Annotated in this window: 26 protein-coding genes; 22 read left to right on the plus strand and 4 right to left on the minus strand. The window is 39.8% G+C overall.

The genetic code is table 11. The features are described 5' to 3' along the window. Nucleotides 1–7: 7 nt before the first annotated feature. On the plus strand, nt 8–160 hold the full coding sequence (locus VGA95_06425) for a PIN domain-containing protein (GenBank protein ID HEX9666182.1): 153 nt from the start codon (nt 8–10) through the stop codon (nt 158–160). 375 nt (nt 161–535) lie between these two features. On the opposite strand, the gene VGA95_06430 is transcribed toward VGA95_06425, so the two are convergent. Beyond that, on the minus strand, nt 536–901 hold the full coding sequence (locus tag VGA95_06430) for a cupin domain-containing protein (GenBank protein ID HEX9666183.1): 366 nt from the start codon (nt 899–901) through the stop codon (nt 536–538). 257 nt (nt 902–1,158) lie between these two features. Here VGA95_06430 and VGA95_06435 point away from each other — a divergent pair, with 257 nt between their 5' ends. After that, nucleotides 1,159–2,535 (plus strand): hypothetical protein, encoded by a 1,377-nt coding sequence (locus VGA95_06435; protein HEX9666184.1) that lies wholly within the window; start codon nt 1,159–1,161, stop codon nt 2,533–2,535. Between the two features lie 234 nt (nt 2,536–2,769). Here the strand turns inward: VGA95_06435 and VGA95_06440 are convergent, their stop codons facing one another. Next, on the minus strand, nt 2,770–3,021 hold the full coding sequence (locus tag VGA95_06440) for a hypothetical protein (GenBank protein ID HEX9666185.1): 252 nt from the start codon (nt 3,019–3,021) through the stop codon (nt 2,770–2,772). Nucleotides 3,022–3,357: 336 nt separating this feature from the next. After that, entirely contained in the window at nt 3,358–4,224 is an 867-nt protein-coding gene (locus VGA95_06445) for a tetratricopeptide repeat protein (GenBank protein ID HEX9666186.1), read from the minus strand. A gap of 287 nt (nt 4,225–4,511) precedes the next feature. Between VGA95_06445 and VGA95_06450 the strand changes: the two genes are divergently transcribed. Together VGA95_06450 and def are read left to right on the plus strand one after the other, a co-directional pair. Continuing rightward, the gene (locus VGA95_06450; GenBank protein HEX9666187.1) at nt 4,512–4,790 is read left to right on the plus strand and encodes an HU family DNA-binding protein; all 279 of its coding nucleotides are present in this window, start codon (nt 4,512–4,514) and stop codon (nt 4,788–4,790) included. Nucleotides 4,791–4,925: 135 nt separating this feature from the next. Beyond that, complete coding sequence (def, locus tag VGA95_06455; protein HEX9666188.1) at nt 4,926–5,453, plus strand: peptide deformylase; 528 nt, start codon at nt 4,926–4,928, stop codon at nt 5,451–5,453. Here def and rpmB read toward each other — a convergent pair. Continuing rightward, nucleotides 5,438–5,632, minus strand: coding sequence for a 50S ribosomal protein L28 (gene rpmB, locus VGA95_06460; protein HEX9666189.1), 195 nt, complete (start codon nt 5,630–5,632; stop codon nt 5,438–5,440). The two genes, def and rpmB, sit on opposite strands and share 16 nt — an antisense overlap. Nucleotides 5,633–5,765: 133 nt before the next feature. Here rpmB and VGA95_06465 point away from each other — a divergent pair, with 133 nt between their 5' ends. From VGA95_06465 to VGA95_06550, 18 genes are all read left to right on the plus strand, one after another. Next, on the plus strand, nt 5,766–6,917 hold the full coding sequence (locus tag VGA95_06465) for a pyridoxal phosphate-dependent aminotransferase (protein HEX9666190.1): 1,152 nt from the start codon (nt 5,766–5,768) through the stop codon (nt 6,915–6,917). Nucleotides 6,918–7,262: 345 nt separating this feature from the next. After that, nucleotides 7,263–8,024, plus strand: a complete 762-nt coding sequence (gene tpiA, locus VGA95_06470; protein ID HEX9666191.1) for a triose-phosphate isomerase — start codon at nt 7,263–7,265, stop codon at nt 8,022–8,024. A 6-nt stretch (nt 8,025–8,030) separates the two neighbouring features. After that, nucleotides 8,031–8,456: a preprotein translocase subunit SecG gene (gene secG / locus VGA95_06475; protein ID HEX9666192.1), complete on the plus strand. Its 426-nt coding sequence runs from the start codon at nt 8,031–8,033 to the stop codon at nt 8,454–8,456. A 91-nt stretch (nt 8,457–8,547) separates the two neighbouring features. Further along, a complete protein-coding gene (gene fdxA / locus VGA95_06480) occupies nt 8,548–8,811 on the plus strand; it encodes a ferredoxin (protein HEX9666193.1) in 264 nt (87 codons plus the stop codon). A 173-nt stretch (nt 8,812–8,984) separates the two neighbouring features. Beyond that, nucleotides 8,985–9,644 (plus strand): endonuclease III, encoded by a 660-nt coding sequence (gene nth, locus VGA95_06485; protein ID HEX9666194.1) that lies wholly within the window; start codon nt 8,985–8,987, stop codon nt 9,642–9,644. Between the two features lie 39 nt (nt 9,645–9,683). Further along, entirely contained in the window at nt 9,684–10,631 is a 948-nt protein-coding gene (locus VGA95_06490; GenBank protein ID HEX9666195.1) for a TIGR01212 family radical SAM protein, read from the plus strand. Between the two features lie 101 nt (nt 10,632–10,732). Then, entirely contained in the window at nt 10,733–11,368 is a 636-nt protein-coding gene (locus VGA95_06495; protein HEX9666196.1) for a sigma-70 family RNA polymerase sigma factor, read from the plus strand. Nucleotides 11,369–11,377: 9 nt separating this feature from the next. Continuing rightward, nucleotides 11,378–12,478 (plus strand): zf-HC2 domain-containing protein, encoded by a 1,101-nt coding sequence (locus tag VGA95_06500; protein ID HEX9666197.1) that lies wholly within the window; start codon nt 11,378–11,380, stop codon nt 12,476–12,478. Nucleotides 12,479–13,323: 845 nt separating this feature from the next. Further along, nucleotides 13,324–13,989 carry a PspA/IM30 family protein gene (locus VGA95_06505; GenBank protein HEX9666198.1) on the plus strand — a complete coding sequence of 222 codons (666 nt, stop codon included), beginning with the start codon at nt 13,324–13,326 and terminating at the stop codon, nt 13,987–13,989. Beyond that, nucleotides 13,986–15,365, plus strand: coding sequence for a VWA domain-containing protein (locus tag VGA95_06510; protein ID HEX9666199.1), 1,380 nt, complete (start codon nt 13,986–13,988; stop codon nt 15,363–15,365). Before VGA95_06505 ends, VGA95_06510 begins: the two co-directional genes overlap by 4 nt. Nucleotides 15,366–15,639: 274 nt before the next feature. Then, complete coding sequence (locus tag VGA95_06515) at nt 15,640–16,239, plus strand: hypothetical protein (GenBank protein HEX9666200.1); 600 nt, start codon at nt 15,640–15,642, stop codon at nt 16,237–16,239. An 85-nt stretch (nt 16,240–16,324) separates the two neighbouring features. Beyond that, nucleotides 16,325–16,774, plus strand: coding sequence for a hypothetical protein (locus VGA95_06520; protein HEX9666201.1), 450 nt, complete (start codon nt 16,325–16,327; stop codon nt 16,772–16,774). Between the two features lie 400 nt (nt 16,775–17,174). After that, complete coding sequence (locus VGA95_06525; protein HEX9666202.1) at nt 17,175–17,405, plus strand: hypothetical protein; 231 nt, start codon at nt 17,175–17,177, stop codon at nt 17,403–17,405. Nucleotides 17,406–17,656: 251 nt separating this feature from the next. Further along, entirely contained in the window at nt 17,657–18,550 is an 894-nt protein-coding gene (locus VGA95_06530) for an alpha/beta fold hydrolase (GenBank protein ID HEX9666203.1), read from the plus strand. 24 nt (nt 18,551–18,574) lie between these two features. Continuing rightward, the gene (locus tag VGA95_06535; GenBank protein ID HEX9666204.1) at nt 18,575–19,501 is read left to right on the plus strand and encodes an alpha/beta hydrolase; all 927 of its coding nucleotides are present in this window, start codon (nt 18,575–18,577) and stop codon (nt 19,499–19,501) included. Between the two features lie 54 nt (nt 19,502–19,555). Beyond that, nucleotides 19,556–19,864 carry a hypothetical protein gene (locus VGA95_06540; protein ID HEX9666205.1) on the plus strand — a complete coding sequence of 103 codons (309 nt, stop codon included), beginning with the start codon at nt 19,556–19,558 and terminating at the stop codon, nt 19,862–19,864. A gap of 77 nt (nt 19,865–19,941) precedes the next feature. Then, on the plus strand, nt 19,942–20,352 hold the full coding sequence (locus VGA95_06545) for a hypothetical protein (GenBank protein ID HEX9666206.1): 411 nt from the start codon (nt 19,942–19,944) through the stop codon (nt 20,350–20,352). Nucleotides 20,353–20,437: 85 nt separating this feature from the next. Further along, a complete protein-coding gene (locus tag VGA95_06550; protein HEX9666207.1) occupies nt 20,438–22,267 on the plus strand; it encodes a phosphoenolpyruvate carboxykinase (GTP) in 1,830 nt (609 codons plus the stop codon). Nucleotides 22,268–22,466 lie beyond the last annotated feature (199 nt).

Here is a 22,466-nt window from a genome sequence, read left to right on the forward strand (position 1 = left end):
AAAGAGAATAAGAGAGGCTTCAAGAATAAAGGGTAACTATCCTGTTTCGTATGCGGATGCCTTCTGCATAGCTTTGGCTATGGAACTTAAAGGAGAGATTTTGACCGGGGATGAAGAATTCAAAACGGTTTATGGATTGAAGTTAAAATGGATTAGATAGAACATGAGTAGACGAAGAAATCTACGTTAAGATTTTCTTCATCCTAATCTCATTCCACTCCCTGACTGACTAAACCAACGTAATCTGCTGCTCATCATTCCGTGCATGATAGAATTGTTTACAGTCAAATTGCATGCCAGGCACCCTTGTTCCTCAGGACATGCTCAGGGCTGAGGATGTATTGTTACTGCTGTTGCTCGCAACATTATTTTATTTAATCCGACCAGCAAGACTGGTCGGCTACCCAGGTTTATAATAGGTCTGAATCTGAGCCTAAATCAACATTTAATTTTCAGGGATCATGGCTGAAATAATTCGTGGCAGGTGTCACCATAATTTATCCAGGGAGAACTAATATCAAGTAATTGGTTGTTTCTACTTCTTGGACTCTTCGGCGTAGTGAATCATTCCCGATATATCGATAACCACTACAGGCCCGTTTCCGACAACCCAAGCATCGTGACCCGGAGGAAGCATTGATACGTCACCCGGGCCGAACTCCTCCTCTGTACCGTCGTCCATTCTGACCCTCAATTTCCCTGAAACGTGGTACTGAGTATGCGGAGCCTCGCAGCTTTTTGTTTTGGCTACAGGCTTAACCGATTCCGACCACTTCCAGCCCGGCTCAAGGGTAGCTCGACCAAATGTGATACCCCCAACTTTAGCGAGTTCAAGTTTTCCTTTGGGAAAAGTACGTGTCTCATCTGGGGAGCTTAGACTTTTTTTCTGCATGCTAGCCATATTGCATTCCTCCTTACGTGATTTTTTCTATATAATCCCATTGTCTCACAAGCATTACCCCCTTGTCAACAGATATTGAAAATAAAACGTATCAAAAACAAGGCCTCAAGGAATATTTGGTTATTGTAAAGTGAAACGCGTTGAATGCTAAATTAGAAAGCCAGGATCGCTGGTTTCAATAAATATTATTTAACATTGCTTGCTTTATGGGTTAAGTTTCTATACTAATATTTGTACTCAGTAGTTACGATTTGGTCATGCAACGTTTAGAAATCAGTAGATTAACGTTAGTCACAGTTGGAGTTATCCTATCATTATCAGTCGACTCTTCGAAATTAACTGCGGAGCCCCAAATACTAATCTTCGATATTTCCTATGAGCATCATAAAGAAATCAACAATATAATAGACAAGAAACATGGTGAATTTGAAAATGCTCTCGGAGTACCCGTAGGTGAAATGACGGTTAATGTTGATCGAAGAGGGGTGTATAGAAAATATGATAATGGTTACATATATTGGAGTCCCGAGACAGGTGCTCATGTGCTTTTTGATGGGCCAATCCTGACAAAATGGGAAAAGCAGGGTTCAGAGAGAGGCGATCTCGGCTATCCAACCACTGACGAAATGATCACTCTGGAAGGAGAGGGGAGACTTTGTAGTTTTCAGGGTGGTCTCATTTTCTGGAATCCAAAGCTCGGTTCAATGAAGATCTTGGTCTTGACAAGCAGACCTATTATATTTTTACACGAGAATTTTCAGGGTTCATGGTTGGATTTGAGAAAATCCATAGGGCATCTCAATGGGAATAAATATGACACAAATTGGACAGGAATTTCGTTAATGCAATCGCTTAAGCGGGTTGGTTTTAACGACAGCGTCTCGTCACTGTTTGTACCAGAGGGTTGGAGTGTAGTCTTCTATGAAAACGAGGGTTACTGTGGTAAGAATTTCAAAATTGTTGGACCTGCTGCTGTATCTGATCTAGAGCTTTACAGTGGTGGCGCATTCAAGAACATGATTTCATCCGCCAAGGTAATTAGCGAAATCGCTGATGATAGCAGTAGGTACGGGGAACTTGTCCTCGATTGGGCTGGTGTTATAGATAATAAAGAGGGCAAGAACGGTATCCACGGGCCTTACGGGAACTTTCACATATTGGTATACGATGCGAACCGACCTTGTTATGGGCCGAAATCATCCTATCCAGTTCCGCTCCGTCATATCGTTCTGCCCGGTCCAAACAACACTGGACATTTGTGCGAATGGGAAGATGGAGATCAGATGGACTACGATAGGCTTGGCCTCTTTCAGTGGCGCGGTGAAAGAGATTCTGTGAAGGTGTTCATCTATGAGAGTGATCCAAGCAGGGAATTACCAAAGCTAATCTCAAGGAAGCACGACCCTGTCTTTTGTGAAGTCATTGATAGATATGAAGGCGATCCTAAATTGTATCTCAGTAACATTCCCGCTATGAGACACACTGTTGTCTCGGGCAAGAATCGATCTAGACTCTGGATTGACAAGGTGAGATCGATTTGGGATAAAGGCTTGGAATCAGATTTCCCTTCCATGTTCGTTAAGCTGGAGACCGTATATGATGGTGCGCGTACTTATAACGACCGGGACCTATAGTTAACATGATTTTGTATGTTTTATTAATATGCCCTGGAGCATGGGGAGTATGCCCCAGGGCAAAAAGTGTGGAGTGGATAGAGGAACTTATTTTTCTGTGTTGTGATTTTATCTCAAGCTTTATCCCTTCTTTTTGGTTCTTTAAACGCTTAACCAGAAATAATTAGCTTCAGGCGTAAAATCTATCGCAATCAAAACCGTACGAAAAGGTATAACAGAAGTTTCCTTTAACGATTAATATCCTTGGTCGGCTGGTTCTTGATCTCCAGCAGCTTCGTCGGGCATATCGCCACCGGGTAGCTCTGCATCAGGCGCCGCTGGGCTTACCGCGGGTTCATCGGGTCCGGGCTCTGCCTGCTCTCCTTGTTGTTCGGTTTCTTCTTGTTGGGCCAGCGCTTGGTGAACCGGTATCAACGCAAATTGAGTCAGGCTCCCGCCTAAGGAAACCGCCAGAAAAAGAATAAACGAAAGTGTGATTGTTTTCATTTCTTGGTATTACCTCCTTGAATTTTTAGGTTGATTTCCACACTTTATTCATTCGCATTTGCAACTTTTATTCCACAAATTGTTTTCTTAAATATTATTAAACCATATCGGGCAGTTAGATTATAATGCCGGTTTATTGAATACGTCCCAGTGTATTTTTACACTGTGTAAGCTGTGTAAAATTACACAGAGGCAACTGACAAAGCAGGTGATGCAAAGTTACCACCTTAGTTTTTGTATGTCTTTCCTGTATCAAGCCTACACAGACCCGGGGTGGATTTTTAAGAAAGGTTTGTTAGCAATTCGATTTACGCTGTATATGAATAGAAAGATACATTAACTGGATTTGTTTGTTGCCTGTTTTCGATTAATTACATGTAAGATGAGACTAAGAAGCATCAAACCTTTATTCCCATCATCGTCATTTTTGAGGGAATCAATGTAATTAATACTTTCCGTTAACGATTCGTCATTAGGGGCAATTCTAAGGGCGGTTCTCAATACATCCAGTGCCTCATCGTACCACCCTTTTTCCGCTAATGACATCGCCAAGGAGTTGTAAGCGGGGATAAATTCTGGATAGGTCCCCAGAATTTCATCAAATTTGGTTATAGATTCATCTATCCATCCTAAGTCTTGATAACAGTTTCCTATTGATAAATGTGCCCAGTAATCATTTGGAAAGATTTCAACATGCTTGCGCATCTCAATCAGTGATTCACTTGTCCATCCCATATCGAAGTAGCATAAACCAAGCTGATAATGTATTTCATTCTTGATATATTCTGAATTCGTATTTGATTTTGTACACTCAATTAGATCATGTATAGAATCCTCATAGCATCCTAATATCCTAAATGTTAATGCTCGGTTCCATCTGGCTAGCGTACAGTCAGGATCAAGATTTAATGCATTGTGAAATACTTCAAGGGCGCCGTGATACCGGCCTAATCTTGATAGGGTAATTCCAAGCTGGCTCCATAGATACGGATCATGAGGAGTTATGTCAAGTGCTTTCTTAAAGCATTGGATAGATTGGTTAAATGCCCCCATAGAGTCATATGTGAGAGCAAAGGATAGATACACGTCGGGATCTAGTGGTGCTATCTCCAAAGCCTTTGTCAACTCGGATATGGCCTCTTCATACCTTCCTGCTTCTTTAAAATTGTCTGCCTTGGTTAATAGCCTTTCGAGTCTTCCCATAATTCAAATCAGCAGTTAAGAATTTATTAAAGAATATTTATAATATATGAACTTGTCAATATCAATTAAAGTGATTGTAGAAATTTGATGATTTCGATATGCAAATGCACAATAAGTTATATGTTTTCAGTCGTAGATCAGATTTAGCAGAATTTTTTGACTTCACAAATTATCCTGTTCTTGGATACATTTTAATTACTTTTAACCGTAACTCTTGACAAATAAAAGGAAATTAAATAAAGTGGAGTTCAACTGATGTTCATATAAAATTTGTTAGGGGTTACATTATGAAGAAATCTGACTTAGAAAAAGAACTTGCGTCAAAATTTAATCTTCAATCACTACAGTCTGAAACGATTATTGATACGATCATAGAGTATATGACTAATGTTCTCAAAGATGGGGGGAGAATCGAAATAAGAGGCTTCGGTAGTTTCTTCACTAAAGGGTATAAGACATATACTGGTCGAAATCCCAGGACCGGAGATTCCGTAACAGTTCTACCGAAAAAGCTTCCTCATTTCAGGCCAAGTAAAGAGCTTCTAAAAAAGATCAACAACGAATAGGACAGCTAAGATTTCGAGATTTGATTCTGACTTACCTAAATTTAATCCATTCCCGAAATATGTTATTGGAACAAATAAGATTGGTTAGGTTTATGATTGACAACTATAATCTATTTGATAGGATTTTAAATCATTATGGCAGCACTCCCTATATTGACATACCCTGATCCGAGATTGAGGAGTAAATCCTCTCCTGTAGAGATTATAAGTACGGAAATTAAAAGACTTCTCGATGATATGGCTGAAACTATGTATGATGCCCCAGGTGTGGGACTCGCTGCGCCTCAGGTTGGCGTTAATGTGCGTGCAATAGTAGTTGATATAACAGCTGAAGAGGAGAATTCACCGGGTCTCATCAAACTTATAGACCCGGAGATAATATATTCAGAAGGACAGCAGGTCGGTGAGGAGGGTTGTTTGAGCATTCCAGGATTTGTAAGTCTGGTTAAGAGGAAGGAAAAGGTAAGAGTAAAGGGTCTCAATGAAGAAGGGAAGCACTCTGAAATTGATGCCTCTGGATTATTAGCAAGGGTTTTGCAACATGAAATCGATCACATAGACGGCATTCTTTTTATTGATAGACTCAGCAGGTTAAAGAGAGAATTGTTTAAGAAAAGGATCGACAAGGCATTTGGAAGAAAGGAGACCTACGCGGCTTTTTGAACCTTTCCAGACCTTATACAGCTTGTACATACCCTTATTCTTTTCACCTCACCACTGGAAAGCCGTGCCCTGACTCTTTTTAAATTCACATTCCAGCGTCTTTTGGTTTTGTTATTAGCGTGACTAACATTATGGCCATAAAGCGGCTTCTTTCCGCAACAATCACAAATCTGCGACATCGGTATTTCTTCCTTATTCAAAAAGTGAGTCTAATATACCTATTTATGGGACAAATTCAAGCCGATTAGATTGTTAGGCTATTTCACGTCTGCTTCCTAGACAACAAGTGCCTTTTGTCTTAGAATTAGCAATATGGCCTCAAATTTGTCGCAGGACATAGCACCTTTTTTCGTCATGGATGTATTGGAGAGGGCTAAGGAACTAGAACTCAGAGGCAAAAGGGTAATCCATTTTGAAGTAGGTGAACCCGATATTCCAACTCCAAAAGTCATATGCGACGAAGCCATACATGCCATTGAAAATGGAGATACTAAATACACACCAAGCCTAGGGATTCCTGAGTTAAGGACCGCAATCGTAGAAAGTTACCAAGAAAATTATGGGGTAGAGATTGCACCCGGTCGTGCCGTCATAACAATGGGAAGTTCACCTGCGCTGTTCTTGACTCTGCTTTCGCTTGTTGATCCTGGAGACGATGTGATCATCACCGATCCTCACTATGCATGTTATCCTAAGATCATAAGAATTGCGGGGGCAGTTCCGAAATTATTTAGGATCTATGAGGAAGAGGATTTCCAGATCGATATTCCTGCTCTTAAAAAGATTATTACCGATAATACGAAGGCTATTCTAATTAATTCGCCTTCGAATCCCACGGGTATAGTCTTAGATGAAGAAATAATCAAGGAAATTTCTGAACTTGGCCCCTTTGTTATATCAGACGAAATATACCACGGTCTAGTTTATGGTTCTGAGGCTCATTCAATCTACCAATTTACTGATAAGGCATTCGTCGTTAATGGAATGTCTAAGCTTTATTCAATGACGGGTTGGCGACTTGGATATTTGCTGGCCCCCGAAGAATTTATTCGTCCCATACAAAAGCTACAACAAAACCTCTTTATTTCTCCAAACCCATTTGTGCAAAGGGCGGGGGTTGCGGCATTAAAGCTTGCGAAAGAACATGTTTGGGAGATGGTGCGACTTTTTTCTGAGAGGAGAGAACTTATGATCAGGGGACTTAGGGGGTTAGGGTTTGAGATTAAAGCAGAGCCTAGGGGTGCTTTTTATGTTTTTGTGAATGCGACGAAGCTAAATCATGATTCACATGATTTGGCGTTTGATATTTTGGAGAAAGCCCACGTAGCAGTGACTCCAGGAATAGATTTTGGACTTGGCGGAGAAGGATATTTGAGATTTTCATATGCAACTTCTATTGATTGTATTGAAGAGGGAATCAGGAGGTTGGATAGTTATTTAAGTAATAGACTGGCTAGTGGTTGATTTCTACGCCCCCATCTTCCTGATTATCCAATATTTAATATTAATATAGTAGGTTTAATAGAAGCATATCTACCTATCGACGTTTATTAGGGACTTATTTTTCCGGCTAAAGCATGTAATTTGATGAATGATATTAATTCCTATATAATTTCAGACAATTCCTCCCCGGGATAAGAGTTTTTTTGGAAAAATACACGATGAACAATTGAGGGTTCTGATATTAAATTGATAGTTATGTGATCATGATCTCAGATAAAATTTAAAGGTTTCGTGTGATTATCAAGGTTTAATCTCTAAACATTAGTGTAGGATAAAGCCCATGCTTGTAGCTTTGGAGGTAGGATTTTGAAGGGGAAAAAACTCATAGTAGCAAATTGGAAGATGAACTTGTTGCGAAAAGAGTCTGAAAATTTTGCTCTTAAGTTAGTGGAGCTAATTAAGGATTATACTTCAAACGTTGATGTAGTATTAGTTCCTGCATATACTTTGCTCGACGTTGTCTATGACGTAATTCATAGAACCGATATTCAACTTGGGGCACAGGATGTATTTTGGAAGGACTCGGGCGCATTTACAGGAGAGGTTTCTCCGTATATGCTAAAGGATGTAGGTTGTGATTGGGTGATTATAGGTCATTCAGAGAGAAGGAATATATTGAAAGAAACTGACAGTATGATCCGAGAAAAGATTCATGCGTCATTGAAGGCAGGGCTAAAAGCAATTCTATGTGTTGGTGAAACAGAAGAAGAACGGGCAAAGGGAAAAACTGTAAAAACTGTCGAAGGTCAATTGGTCAGCGGTCTGAAGAATCAGGCCTTGGGCGATATTTCAAGTCTTGCAATAGCATATGAACCCGTGTGGGCTATTGGCACAGGAAATAATGCTACTCCAGAGGAAATTGGCTACGTTCATTCGGTAATTAGGGATTTATTGAAAGACATCTTAAAAGTATCTGCTGATAAGCTAAGAATCCTCTATGGTGGAAGTGTTACTCATGAAAATATAAGAGAGATTATCTTTACAGAAAACGTTGACGGGGCTCTGGTTGGTGGTGCCAGTCTTGATGCATATGCATTTTCAAATATAGTAAAGGTATCAGGAGATTAAAGTGACGTGGACATATTAATAACTCTTATTACGGTATTTCATATTGTCATCGCAATATTATTAGTAATAACTGTGCTCCTTCAACCTGGAAAAGGCGGAGATCTTGGTTCAATGTTTGGCGGAGGCATGTCTGACTCGATATTCGGTTCCAGTGGTGCTGTTCCATTCTTAACAAAGACAACCAGGGTTCTTGCTGTTCTATTTATTGTAACTTCTCTTTCTCTTGGATTTTTCTTAACGAGAGACTATAAATCTTCAGTCGTGAAAGATAAACCCTCTGCCCAGATTCACGACGAGTTTGACGAAGTACCAGTGGGAGCTGAAACCGGAACTCAGGATGTTTCATCAACAGGTCCCGAGGTGAAGGGGGAAAAATCATCATCCGCCGATGAAGCATCTGAAAATATTCCCAAGAAGGATTCTAAGAACTAAAATCTCTTTGTTTTAGTAATGTGGCAACGTAATACTTGAATGCTTTTGGGTAGTTGAGTATATTTAGTATTTATCCAAGGAGGTAATTGATATGGCCTATATCATTGCTGAGCCCTGCATCGGGGTAAAGGATAAATCCTGCGTCGAGGCTTGCCCTGTAGATTGCATATATGAAGGGGATGACCAGCTGTATATCCATCCGGAAGAATGTATTGATTGCGGTGCTTGCGTTGACCCGTGTCCGGTTGATGCGATATTTCACGAAGATGAACTTCCCGACAAGTGGAAAAGTTTTATTGAGAAGAATAAGAATTTCTTTGAAGGAAAAACTGACCTAGAACCGGCTCGTAAATAGCATATGGAATATCAAAGGTTGTTTAGCCACTTTTTTTTGATTCTTTAAGTATTAATTCAAAATCAGTTTAGATATCTTAAAAGGGGGTATGTAGATTAAGCATATCCCCTTTTTTGTATTAAATTGTGACTCACGATAATCAGATTGAAAGCACCAAATCCTCGGGTGATGAGATGCAGAGCCTAGACAAAGACATTGATGCAAAAAAGAAAAGGGTTAAGAAAATAATAGATGTTTTTAGAAAGCTGTATCCAAGTCCAAAATGTCACTTGAATTTCAACAGTCCATTTGAGCTTCTGATCGGATGCATACTCTCAGCTCAATGCACTGATGAAAGGGTAAATCAAGTGACCAGGGCGCTATTCAAAAAGTATAGAACCGCTAGGGATTATGCTAAAGCTAGCCCGCAAGAGTTAGAGAATGACATACGGACGACCGGATTCTTTAGAAACAAGGCAAGGTCGATTATAAACTGCACGAAAATCCTGGATGAAAAGTACTCAGGTGAAGTTCCTTTCGTTATGGAAAAACTCACGGAGCTTGATGGCGTTGGAAGGAAGACTGCGAATGTTGTTTTAGGCAACGCTTTTGGAAAGCCTGCTATAATCGTTGATACACATATCAGGAGGCTTGCTCGTAGGTTGGATCTCTCGAATAAAAAAGACCCCGATAGGATAGAATTCGATCTCAGGGATCTAGTACCTAGAGATCAATGGACCTATTTCTCACTGGCCCTTGGAGATCATGGTCGAACGATTTGTAAAGCGAGAAAACCAAATTGCGCGGAATGTAAAATTAGCCACTTGTGTCCTTCGGCTTGGACATTTGGTTAGATATTTATTTAAATTGTAGAGACGCAAAATTTTGCGACGATGAAGAGAAGATACAACGCTTACAGCAATTTTCTAAGAGAGAAATTTGGCTTCAGGGTCCATAAGGTTTCTGTAGATATGGGATTTACATGTCCAAATAGGGACGGCAGTGTTGCGCAAGGTGGCTGCGTATACTGTAACAACGATACCTTCGTTCCGCCTTATGCTCGCGCGCGATTCTCGATGCAGGAACAAATAGAAAATGGGATGAGATATTTGAAAAAGAGGTTTAAGGCTGAGAAATTCATAATCTATTTTCAGGCTTATACAAATACATATGACAGGATTGAGAAATTGGAAAAATTATACAGGGAATCACTCGGTTATGAAAATGTTGTGGGAATTGCGGTTGGAACAAGATCCGATTGCATTGATGAGGAAAAGATAGAATTATTCGAGGCTTTAGCTGATGACTGCTTCGTGTCAGTTGAGTATGGAATAGAATCTATATATGACAAAACCCTGCGTTTTATGAACAGAGGTCATGATTATCAATCTGTCATAGATGCAATAGAGCTTACGAGGGGAAGAGGAGTACATATTGGGGCACATATAATCCTGGGCATGCCCACGGAAACGGAAGAAGAAATGCTGTGTATGGCAGAAGAGGTATCAAAGTTGGGAATAGACTCATTGAAAATTCACAATCTCCATATAGTAAAAAATACTCCTCTTGCGGGGATTTATAAAGATTCACCTTTTCATCTATTTGGTTATCATGAATATATCGATTTTATCACTGGCTTCCTCGAACGTATTTCTCCTGACCTCGTAATTGAAAGATTATTTACCGACACACCTAGAGATCTCCTGATCGCCCCTGATTGGAAAAAGACCCATAACGAGATAATTCGTGGAATAGAGCGGGAGCTTGAAAGGAAGAATACTTATCAGGGCAGGTTATTTAATCAGAATTATAGGTTAAGGGAGAAAAGCCCCCATTCGTAGATAGATAATTTTTTCAATTGAAATTACTAAAGTTAAAACCTTTTCCGATATTGGTCGTATTACTTAATTAGGCTTAAGAAAACCAAAAAAACGAGAGTCTGTTGACAGATTTAGCCGAAAAGAAAGAGCCCACAGACGAAGAGGCAATGGCGAGGTTTCAAAATGGAGACGTAGGAGCTTTTGATTTTCTTCTCCACCAGCATAGTGCTGCGATTCTTAGATTTATAATGAATATGGTGACAGTTAATAAATCGAATGCTGAAGATTTATTACAAGAAATATTCATGAAGGTCATAGAAAATAGAGAGAAATACGATTCAAATAGGAAATTTACTACTTGGCTTTATACCATGGCTAGGAACCGCTGTATAGATTATCTCAAGGCAGAAAAACATAGACGCTACAGCTCCCTGGATGCTCCCCTCAATAGTGAGACTAGCGATGGTCCAGTTAAATTGGAGATTGTTAGAAGCAAGGAGAAAAATCAGGAAGAAAAAATGATGAATAAGGAGATACGGGCACTACTCAACACTGGAGTCGAGAATTTAAAAGAAGAGTTTAGGGAGGTCTTTTTGCTAAGGGAAATCGAGAGTCTTTCTCTTAAAGAGATTGCTGACATTACAAATGTCCCAATCGGTACTGTAAAAAGTCGCCTTAGTTATGCTTATTTGAATCTCAGGGAGATTTTTATTCAGGCCGGTTATTTTGAGGAGGGGCAAATTGCTAAAGGGGTGTAGAAGGCAATTATGAATTGTGAGAAATTTGAAGAGCTTTTAATCGATTTCATAGAGGGCGAAATTGAGCCTTCTGATATCGAATTGGTCAAAAAGCATCTTGCTGCATGTCAAAACTGTTCTAAAAAGGTTGATGAATTTAAGGAGATTAGAAAGGTAATTAATGGAGACACCCATCCAGAGCCATCTCCGGAGATTTTGGCGAGATTATCAAGGATCGCTAGAGAAGAGTTAGAAAAAGATAATGTTCCCTTCTGGAGGAAGTGGTTTTATTCTCCAATTTTAGTTCCAGTTCTTAGTACTGGTTTGGCACTGTTTATATGGATTTCCAATGGCCAAAAAGATGTGGAGTATGGTCCCGATGACGCAATATACTCAACGAAGGTTATGGCTAAAAAGATGCCTATGGCACAAGAGCCGAATTTCCCAGGCGTTCGGGAAGAAGCTGTATCAAATTTAGAATCTAATCAAGGTCCATTATTGTCTGAAGAACCAGTCTCTGCGCCTCCTCTCGCTTCCGGAAAGAAAAGCAGAATCGAAGAAGGAACAACAGCAAGATCTGGCGAGCCTGCTCCTGCCAAAGAAATGATTGCCGGAAGGGGCGTCAAAGAAGATCATGAATATTCCCGGCACAGAGATGAGTTTTCTGACAAGTTGGAAGCTAAAGCAATTGAAGAACGAGCTTCAGAACCGAAAATTGAAGCTGAAGAGGAGGCTTTTGAAGTTGGATCACTGGCGAAAGGAAGATCTGGTGAAACAGAAGTGCAGGGGTTTCAAGAAGTTAAGCAAAGATCCAATATACCAACATCATATACATATACTGAAACAACCTATAAAGATAAATTGGATTTAGGGCTCAAGCAGCAAAAAGAAGGGAACTGTGAGGCATCTATAAAGACGAATGAAGAGCTTCTTAATCTAACACCACCTCCAACGGACCCAGTAAAGGGGAAAGCTTACCTTTCCTTAGGCGAGTGTTATGAGCAAATGGGAGAGTGGGAGAAAGCTGTAAGTAACTATAAAAATCTCGAGGAGATATCTCCGGAGCAGACTGCTTTTGCCGTAGAGAAAATCGAATACATCAGAAGGCAAACGAGGCTTTTAAAGCAGTAGCAACGGAAGATGCTGAACAATCCAAGCGCAATCGAGCACGTTATAAAAGTAATCGACCATGGATTGACACTGATGTGGGCGGATGGAAAAAAATTTTTCATGCCGAATAGGATGAGACTTTTTTAACTTGATAATTCCCTGTAGCGTTCTACAGGGTTTCTACTGTCATTGGGAATGATAATGAAGAAAGCTGCTGCTAGTATTCGAGGATTGCTTTGGTCATTTCATTCCCTCGCAACGAGGTGTGTTTTGTCATCGCCGTAAAAGCCAGATATTTCGATCATCAAATCTTTAAAAGTATATTCTTCATATCTTACTCTTCTTTTTAACTTCTTTGTCTTGATACAAAGAAGCAAAAATCAAGGCTACCCAAAAATTCACTAAAAATCATGAACTCCGCCTAAAAAATTTAATTCGACCACAACCCGCAAATTTTTCTTAACGTCTTCGTTCCTGATTTTCTTAACGCAATTTTTGGAATGCCGTTTAAATCCTTTTCACTCCGAAAAGGACCACTGAATGCCAATCTATCCATGAAATTGTTCGAATTTTTCCTCGAATTATCTAATATCTACAGCAATGACCGCAAGGACTTTCTTTAAATTTGAAGATACCCTGCTGCTGGCTGCGCGGAGCTTGATCGATTTGACATAGTTCAATATGCGGCTAGAAACCGCTCCTACTTTTTGCCTTATCCTAAAAAGTAAATCATCAATATTTTTATTTAAAATCCCTCAGTAGTGTTCATTTGTGACAATCTGTGGCTGAAAGAATTTTTTCCTTTTAAAACCTTTCTTAAATTCATTCGTATTAATCCATAAAATCCAAAAAAAGAGGAAATGGAAATGGGATTAAAAAATCGGATGGGTTTTCTCATCAAATCACAGTTCAATCACTTGGTAACAAGATCTGAAGACCCGGAGAAAGTCATTAATCAGGTGGTAGAAGAGATTGATGATGGGCTGGACAGCGCAAGATCAAGACTCTCAGCACTTAAATTCAGAGTGGAAGAAGATCAACGTCTGCTCGAGAGAATCGGGGAGCAAATTTCCTATTGGCAGGGAAAGGCAGAAGGATTTATCGAAGATAATATGGAAGAAAATGCAAAAGAGGCGGTGAGGATGAGAAGAATCCTGGAAGATCAAGAGAGGGGTATAAAGATCAGGCATGTGGAAGATGAAGAGAGGCTTAAAGAAATGGGTATTGCGCTTAAAGAGCTCGAAAGCAGGGCACAGGCGGTAAGGGCCAAAAGAAATATCCTTATTAAAAAAATGAGACTGGGTAAAGGTGAAACAAACGAGGGAAGGGAAAAAAGGGATATAACTTTCGGTATCGAATTTAAAGAACCCTTCAGTATTTTCCACAAGATGGAAGAAAGGATAGAAGGGGAGGAAGGGTTCGATTATTTATTCCGTGATAAGCAAAGGGAGATGTGCGAAAAGGAAGAGAATCTCATCAATGAGGAAATTGTAAGAATTAAAAGAAAAATAAAAAAGGAGGGAGGAAAATGATACGTGAAAGAAAATCATTATTATTATTTTTTTTAGGGACGTTTGCTCTTCTGGTCGGGGGTAGGTACATAGGCGCATTTCCAAAAATTTCTCAACCATTAAATTCGACCACAGATAGTGTCATATGGAACGTCGGATTGAACCGCCCATTTTTACATAGGGGTTCGAATAGTGAGGTTTTGCTAAACTTAAAAATAAAGGGGCAGGAATTTAGTTCCCACGAAAGGGCTCCTGTAAATCTTGTTCTTGTTATTGATAGAAGTGGTTCGATGAGTGATAGTGGAAAGCTGGAGTATGCTAAAGACGCAGCAAAAACTATAATTTCAGGACTGGCAAGCGAAGATCGACTATCAGTTGTTGCATATTCTACTGGGGTTCAGTTGTTATATCCTATTCAGTATTTAAGGGATAAAGAAAGAGCTATATTAGTAGTTGATTCGCTGTATCCCACTAATTCGACAAACCTATCTGGGGGATTGATTATGGGGATTGATCAGTTAACGTCGATTGAGGGTAGCGATAACATTAACCGGGTAATTTTACTCTCAGATGGATTGGCGAATGTTGGTATAACAAACGTAGACGAACTCAGTCGCGTCGCCAGTCAGGCGGCTGAAAGGGGGATCCATGTAACTACTATGGGACTTGGATTACACTATGATGAAAACCTCATGATGAACCTCGCTGAATACGGTGCGGGAAACTACTACTTTATTGAGTCTCCAACACAGCTAGCAGGCATTTTCAAAAAGGAATTCGGTCAAATGCTTGCAACCGTAGCAAAGGATTCCGTGGTAAATCTTTCTCTTTCCCCTGAGGTTGAGCTTAAAGAAATTTTTGGATACACACACACAACAAAAGATTGTTTTATTCAGATCAATTTGGGCGATCTGCACAGCGGACAGGAAAGAAACATCTTGATTAAATTGAATGCACCAACTGGTAGTATAGGAAAACATCAGCTTGTTAACGCTTCATTAGAGTTCACCGACATATTGAACAATAACCGAAATGTTAAATTAGAAAAGGAACTTGCCTATCAAGTAACAGAGGATAAAAGTAAGGTAAGGGCTAACGAGGATAAAAAGATTTCTGCCAGAGGTGTATCAGTAAATGCAGCGTATGACCTCTACCGGGCTGTCACTGAGTACGAAAAGGGAAATAGGAGAGATGCGCTAAGTAAAGTGAAAAGAGCATTAAATAGTGTTGTTGAAATTAATAATTCTCCTCAAAAGAGTGATGATACAATTAAGCAGGAAGATGTGCTTCGAGGTCTAATGGAAGATTTAGCAGAAGAAGCTCCTGCTCCAGGGTCAGCTTCAGGAAAGAAGATAATAAAGGAATACAAGGCAGAAGCAAGGGAGCAGCAAAAATAGTGTTGTCAGTTATCCGAAATGTAGAGTGGTTTTTTTGATTGTCATGGTGAAAATTTCATGGTTTCTTGGGATAGGCGAGGTTTTCCAACCCCGCTTTTCCTTATACCAGAATTTAGTCTAGAAAATACGGGACTGGAAAGTCCCGTCTTTCCATAGTGAGATGCGGTGAATAGATCAATTCGAAAAATGTACTGGGACAAGGGTAAACATTCATTAACTAGCCACCTATGGATCATAATTATTTGTTAATAGTCAGTTAAACGTAACACAATTTATGAAAAATATATTTAAATCTTTCATGGTTCCAACGATCATGGGTGGATTGTGGGGAATTATTCTTTATCTTTTTTATTCGCTAATTTTATCTAATGTTCCTTTTTCTTCTTCTCTTTTCTTTCCAGGTCTTTTTGGGGGTATTGCTGGAATTTTTTCGATTAGTGTCAGTACTGGGATTTCTATCGAAAGAGCTGTAATCGTTGGATTGTTGGCAGGGTTTATCTATAATCTACTTTCTCCGATTTTTCCTTTACTTGCATCAATTTTAGTTGGAGCCTGTATAGGAGCAGGTTTAGGAAGGGATTCAGGAAAAATTTTTAACTTTTTATATAGATTTATAAGAGTGGTGAAGGGGGTTTTACTGTTCCCGATATTTATTTTTTCTGGGAATTTAGTCTCACAGTTTGTTTTCAGTATTTTTAATTCTAGTTTTATTGTTTGGTTTATTTGGGGATTTTTACTTTTTTTTGCAATCTACGTAACTTGTGCTCCATTTTCAGATAGTTGTAGATCAGAGGGAGATCGAGATACTTATCTTATGTTAGATGAGTTTAAAAGGGAAACTAGGGAGGTACTGCAGGGAATAGGTCGGTTGTGAAATATCTATTTATAAGGAAAAATGCTATTGATATTACTCATTTTTTTAAAATGTTGTAAAATTAGAGCTAAAAGGAGAAAAATTTATGAGAAAATTGTTTGTGTTATTAATAGCTTTGATAATAGCTTATTTTGCCTCATCTGCTAAACAAAGTCTATCCCAGGAGGGTTATGACCCTCAGACGGGTACAACTGCAGGAGAAAGGGAGAGAATTAAAATAGAGGTACAAGAAATTATAAAGGAAGGAATCCCTGAGATAAAACAAAATCCACAAAGGTTATATTGTGCGACATTATGGAACGTTTATTATGAAAGAGAAGGTTTTGAAATGAAGGTCTTGACGCGAGGAAGGCATAATGAAGTCGTAGTATTTAGGTGTCCTGAATGCAGCTTGGAGAAAGAATATGTGGATCCGTTTTTACTTACGGAGTATCAAGGAAAAACCGGAATGGATAGAATAAAAGAATGCGGGTTTTTAGTAGCGATCTTTAAAGGGGGGAGAGGAATACAGGAGATCATTAAACAAGTTCAGTGAGTTCGGGGATAGATAATATTAAATCTTGTTTTTTCTTTGCACAAGGAAAATTTCAACGGACGAGGAAATGGTTCGAGGGTAGGTCTCAAGACCTTGCTGACACATAATTAATACAGATCACCCGACATTGCAGAATTCATTTTTTTAATTCTCTGCGTCTACACTATCGTGTCAACACTATAAAGATAATGAAAAATAAACCAAATGAATGAGCTTTTCGGTTAATCTGATTAGACTTTTTAGGTTTTGACCCATAACTTATAACATTAATGCGTTGTAAAATAGTGTGACTTTTTTCTTACATCATGACTCAATTATGGCCGGAAAAGAATGATCATTCATAGGAATTAATTCATCGTTGGTTTGACCGTAACTCTTTATTAACAGGGAGGGCATTCCATTGAGTAAATCAGTAACATTTCCTTTCGGTTGGATCAGAGGCATGGACGATGAGAATTGGCAGCTTTTGTGGAATCCTGAGACTGGTATTTTTTTTGCCAAAGGGGCAATTTCAAAAAGGGAAATCAGTTTAGGGGAGTCATCTAACTGGGTTGATGCAAAAGCCTTGGCCGATAAGGTTCAAAATGAAGCACAGATATATAGTCAAATTTTGATCAATGAAACGCCCTAGATTTATTTTAATCTATCCATTGCACTTTTTCAATTATACGATATTCAAGCTGATGATAATTCTGTATCGAAAGTTACCAGTGACGGCAGGCTTAGAGCCTGGTTTATTCTCCAGTATAGCATTTTTAACTTTATATCAGCCATTTAAAGAAGTATTCAAGATTTCATAAGTCTTTCTGATTTGATATACGTTTCTTTCGTATTTTTTGGCTGTTCTGGAATAAATTATTTCAGGATCATTATATGAAATTCATGGAGCAAGAACTAATCTCAATCCCTTATAACGGGAGTAAAATAGATGCCCTGATTTACCGCAGCATAGTTGAAAAGGAGGAATCCGAAAGAGAGCCAATAGTTATTCACGTCCATGGCTTCTTGGGCAATTTTCTAGATGGGAGCCAGCGCTTCTTACCTCCGATCCTTGCTAGGGCTGGTTTTTCTTCAATAGCTATCAATACAAGAATGGCGAATTTTGGCCTATTTTTTGGTTATGGACTGCTTGATGATACCATACCCCAAATAGACCGAGTTGTAATATTTCTAAAAGAACTTGGCTACAGCAAAATTATTTTATCAGGATATAGTCTCGGGACAAGCATTGTTCTTAGATACGCTTCTATAAGAAATGATCCGTCAATATACCCCTCTTTAAAAGGTGTTGTTTCACTTGCAACTCCTTATTCTATGCCCGATTCAATTCGTCGTCGTTGGGATAGATTGGGCAGTAAACCTTCATATGAACAAGTGTATGAAGAGGCTAAAGAGATACTTAAGCCTGATCCATATCATTCGACTGAGGATCGTACTATTTTGATATATCGGGCGAGGGGAGATTCGTATAGGCCCGAACATACAGAAATTTATACTTACAAAACTTGGTGGTTTCTCGCTGGACCAGAGGCTGAAACTGCTAAAGCTTATAAAAAGATGGAAAGGATAAAGATCCCCATACTTCTAATTCAAGGTTGGTATGATGATATAGTTAATCCGCAAGAATGCTATGATTTGGCTCGTGTTGCCCTGAATGCAGGAAACGAGGATGTCTCCGCCTTATACGTAAACGCTGGTCACACTTTTGAGGGAAAAGAAGAGGAGTTGGGGGATATTATTATTAGATGGCTCAATAGAAGATTCAGAAATATTTAAGCTCGACTATTATCAGTACATGATATGATTGATAGACGACGGAGTTTAATTAATTTTCATGCCCGTGACGGATTCCTTATTCATTCGCTATTAATTACTGATCGATTTGAAAATGAAGAAGATCTATATGAAACACCGATGGTTATACAGGTCCATGGTGTCCTAGGAAACTTTCTAGCCCGTGGGACTCCACGGCTCCTTCCTCCGGCGCTGCTCGAACGGGGCTACAGTTCTTTTGTTATCAATACGCGCATGGCATTCCTGGGGCAGATAATGGGAGAAGGGATTTTCGATGATGCAATTTATGACATAGAAGCCTCGATTGATTATCTTACAAAAGAAGGCTATCGAAATATCTTTATCTTGGGATATAGCTTGGGAGCAAACTTAGTGGCATATTTTGCTTCAGAAAGACTTGATCCTAATGTGAAGGGTTTAATCCTGGAGGGATGTGCTTACTCGCTACCCGATTCTCAGAAGAAACGACTTAAGAAATGGAATAGTATTCCTTCGTATGAAGAGGTGTATAAGAGAGCAAAGAAGATTTTAAAACCCGATCCCTATCATGCGAATAATGATCAGATTTTCGTTATATATCGGGCATGGGCGCCATCATTTAATCCCCTGGATGCGGAATTGTTTACATACAGAACATGGTGGTTCATGAGAGGACCGGAGGCTTCTCATGCGAAGACATGTGATTTAATAAAGACTATAAAGGTTCCTGTACTTTTTATACAGGGCTCAAACGATGATATCGTTGAAGAATGGGAGTCTAAGGAATTGGCACGTGAGGTTTATGAATCAGGTAATAAAAATGTTACATTAAGATATATATCAAATGCCAAACATGATTGTATGGAGAATCCGGAGGAGGCTATAGAAACGATCGTCGAGTGGATAGCACGATTGGAAAATGAACCTCTATCGGCTTCCAAAGTTAAACGTTGAAGTTTTATTTGCTTTTATTTACCTTGGGAAATGAATTACCGGGAGGGAAATATTATGTTTTATTTCGTATATTTTGACCCGAAGGAAGGTGTGACAAGAGACAATATAGTGAAGGCCTATAGTAAGTATGCTGAATACTTTAGGAATAAAGTACCTCAATTTAGTTACATAGGACTTTACGGACGAAATGCACTACTTGGATCAAGGCCACACTATGTGGCAATTTGGGAATTTTCAAATTACTCAGATCTCGATGAATGGAACAGGGTCTTTGGAAGCGATAAAAAGGGGCAGAAGCTGGCAAGGGAATTACGTAATTTGACCATTGACTGGGAAGCAAAGATTATGTCTAAGGTAGCATAAAATTAGCTTATATTTTTGTTTCATTGTTTGTTAGGCAATCATTGTAATCGGAGATAGATTCTGGGCTTGAATTGCATATGCGTATAGTTATATCAGCCTTAGTTATCCTATTCCTCTTAACCTCGTTTAGTAAATCTGAAGTACTATCAGATAAAAATCCAATGGTTATGCATCCAGAGTGGTATATTAAGATTTTGGATTGGTCTTTTTATGTAGCTTGGGGCGGAGTGGCAATCATTCACAATGTGGCGATAGAAAATACCAGTAGCGTTGGATACAAAGATATAAAAGTAAGAGTAAATTATTATTCTACAACAGGCTCGAATTATGGTTTGCAAGTTGGGCAGGAGATTGGATTTTTACCAGTTACATTGCCGCCTAAAAGCAAAAACATTTATCTCAAAGATGGATCGGTATTGGGACTTGGCTCCACAAATTTAAGAGCCGGAGGTATCGAGGTTCTAAGTGCGGTTCCTTTAATTCAGTAAAACCAAATGTTCAGAGTAAAGGTTTGATACTCGTGTAAATAGCAAAAAGCGGTATCTCTTAAGGTCAAAAAAAGGAGGGGTCAGCATAGATACTTCAAATTATGTAAAAAATCGAAGACTTCAAAAATGGATTCGGGAAATGGTTGCCCTATGCCAACCGGGCAAAGTTTACTGGTGCGACGGTTCAAATCAGGAGTATGATGCTATGTTCAATTTGATGGTAAAGTCAGGGACGGCCATCAGGCTGAATGAAGAGAAAAGACCCAACAGTTACCTGGTACGGTCTGACCCAAATGATGTGGCTCGCGTAGAAGGCCGAACGTTTATTTGCAGTAAGAGCAAAAGTGATGCGGGTCCTACAAACAACTGGATCGATCCGAGAGAGATGAAAAAAACTCTGCTCGATCTTTTTGACGGTTCCATGCAGGGTCGAACAATGTATGTCATTCCTTTCAGTATGGGGCCTTTGGGCTCGCACATTGCCCGTATCGGCGTGCAGATTAGTGATTCACCTTATGTCGTTGCTAACATGCGTATCATGACGCGGATGGGAAAACCAGTACTCGATATACTTGCGGATGAAGAATTTGTACCATGTATCCACTCTGTTGGCATGCCGCTAAACAATGGTCAGAAAGACGTGCCCTGGCCATGCAACACGACAAAGTATATCGTGCATTTCCCCGAAGAACGCTCTATCTGGTCGTACGGGAGCGGTTATGGTGGAAATGCACTTTTAGGCAAGAAATGTCTTGCACTGAGAATAGCCTCTATTCTTGGCAGAGACGAGGGTTGGTTAGCGGAGCACATGCTCATTGTGGGAGTAGAATCTCCTAATGGAGATAAGACATATGTGACGGCTGCATTTCCCAGTGCGTGTGGCAAGACCAACTTTGCCATGCTAATTCCTCCTCCGGCATTTGAGGGTTGGAAAGTGACCACTGTGGGGGATGACATAGCATGGATAAAGCCAGGCGGTGATGGATATCTCTATGCGATAAATCCAGAGTTTGGATACTTTGGAGTAGCCCCCGGCACTTCCGAAAAATCAAATCCGAATGCTATGGCCGCTCTTAGCCGAAATTCGATCTTTACAAACGTTGCGCTGACTGATGAAGGCGACGTCTGGTGGGAAGATATGACCGATAATCCTCCAGACCATCTTATCGATTGGACAGGACAGGATTGGACACCTGGTTGTGGAAGACCGGCAGCTCATCCGAATGCTCGCTTCACCGCACCTGCAAGCCAAAATCCCGCCATTGATCCCGATTGGGAAAATCCGAATGGAGTTCAAATAAAAGCAATTATCTTTGGTGGTCGGAGAAGCGGAGTTGTTCCTCTAATATATCAGTCATCCAATTGGAATTACGGGGTTTACCTGGCGGCCACGATGGGTTCCGAGACAACCGCCGCCGCTGTAGGAGCAGTTGGAGAAATTCGACGTGATCCCTTTGCGATGTTGCCCTTCTGTGGTTATCACATGGGTGATTATTTTAACTATTGGTTGGATTTTGGAAGGAAGATTTCTAATCCACCGCGTATTTTCGGAGTTAACTGGTTCCGCAAGGATGACGATGGTAATTTCCTCTGGCCGGGGTTCGGAGAAAATATGCGAGTATTGAAATGGGTTGTAGGCCGCGCCAATGGTCGTGCTCACGGCGTTGAAAATCCTATTGGGCGGGTTCCTCGGTACGAAGATATCGACTGGCGAGGATTGAAAAACTTCAGTCGCAAGAAATTCCAGGAATTAATGGCGGTGGATCGTGATGAATGGAACGAGGAGATTCTTTCTCACGAGGAGCTATTTATTAAGTTATACGATAAGTTGCCGAAGGAACTTATCTTCATCCGGGAATTGATACTATCAAGTCTTTGGCGGTCTCCGGAAAGCTGGGAAGTAGTTTCTGAATGATCGGCGTTGCAAATGAACAAGCGCCAAGTCAGAGACAAATACAAAATCCTCAATTTCGGATATCAGCGGTTGTTAATTGGAGTTTGGTAATTGTTATTTGCATTACTATGGCTCAAAATCAATTTGCTAATCCTCTTACCCCTTAAACGAATCTGTATGATGTAACGTAAGAAATGAGTCTACATAATCTTCTCGTACC

This window comes from Thermodesulfobacteriota bacterium, from assembly GCA_036397855.1.
In the GTDB taxonomy this organism is placed as follows: domain Bacteria; phylum Desulfobacterota_D; class UBA1144; order Nemesobacterales; family CSP1-2; genus DASWID01.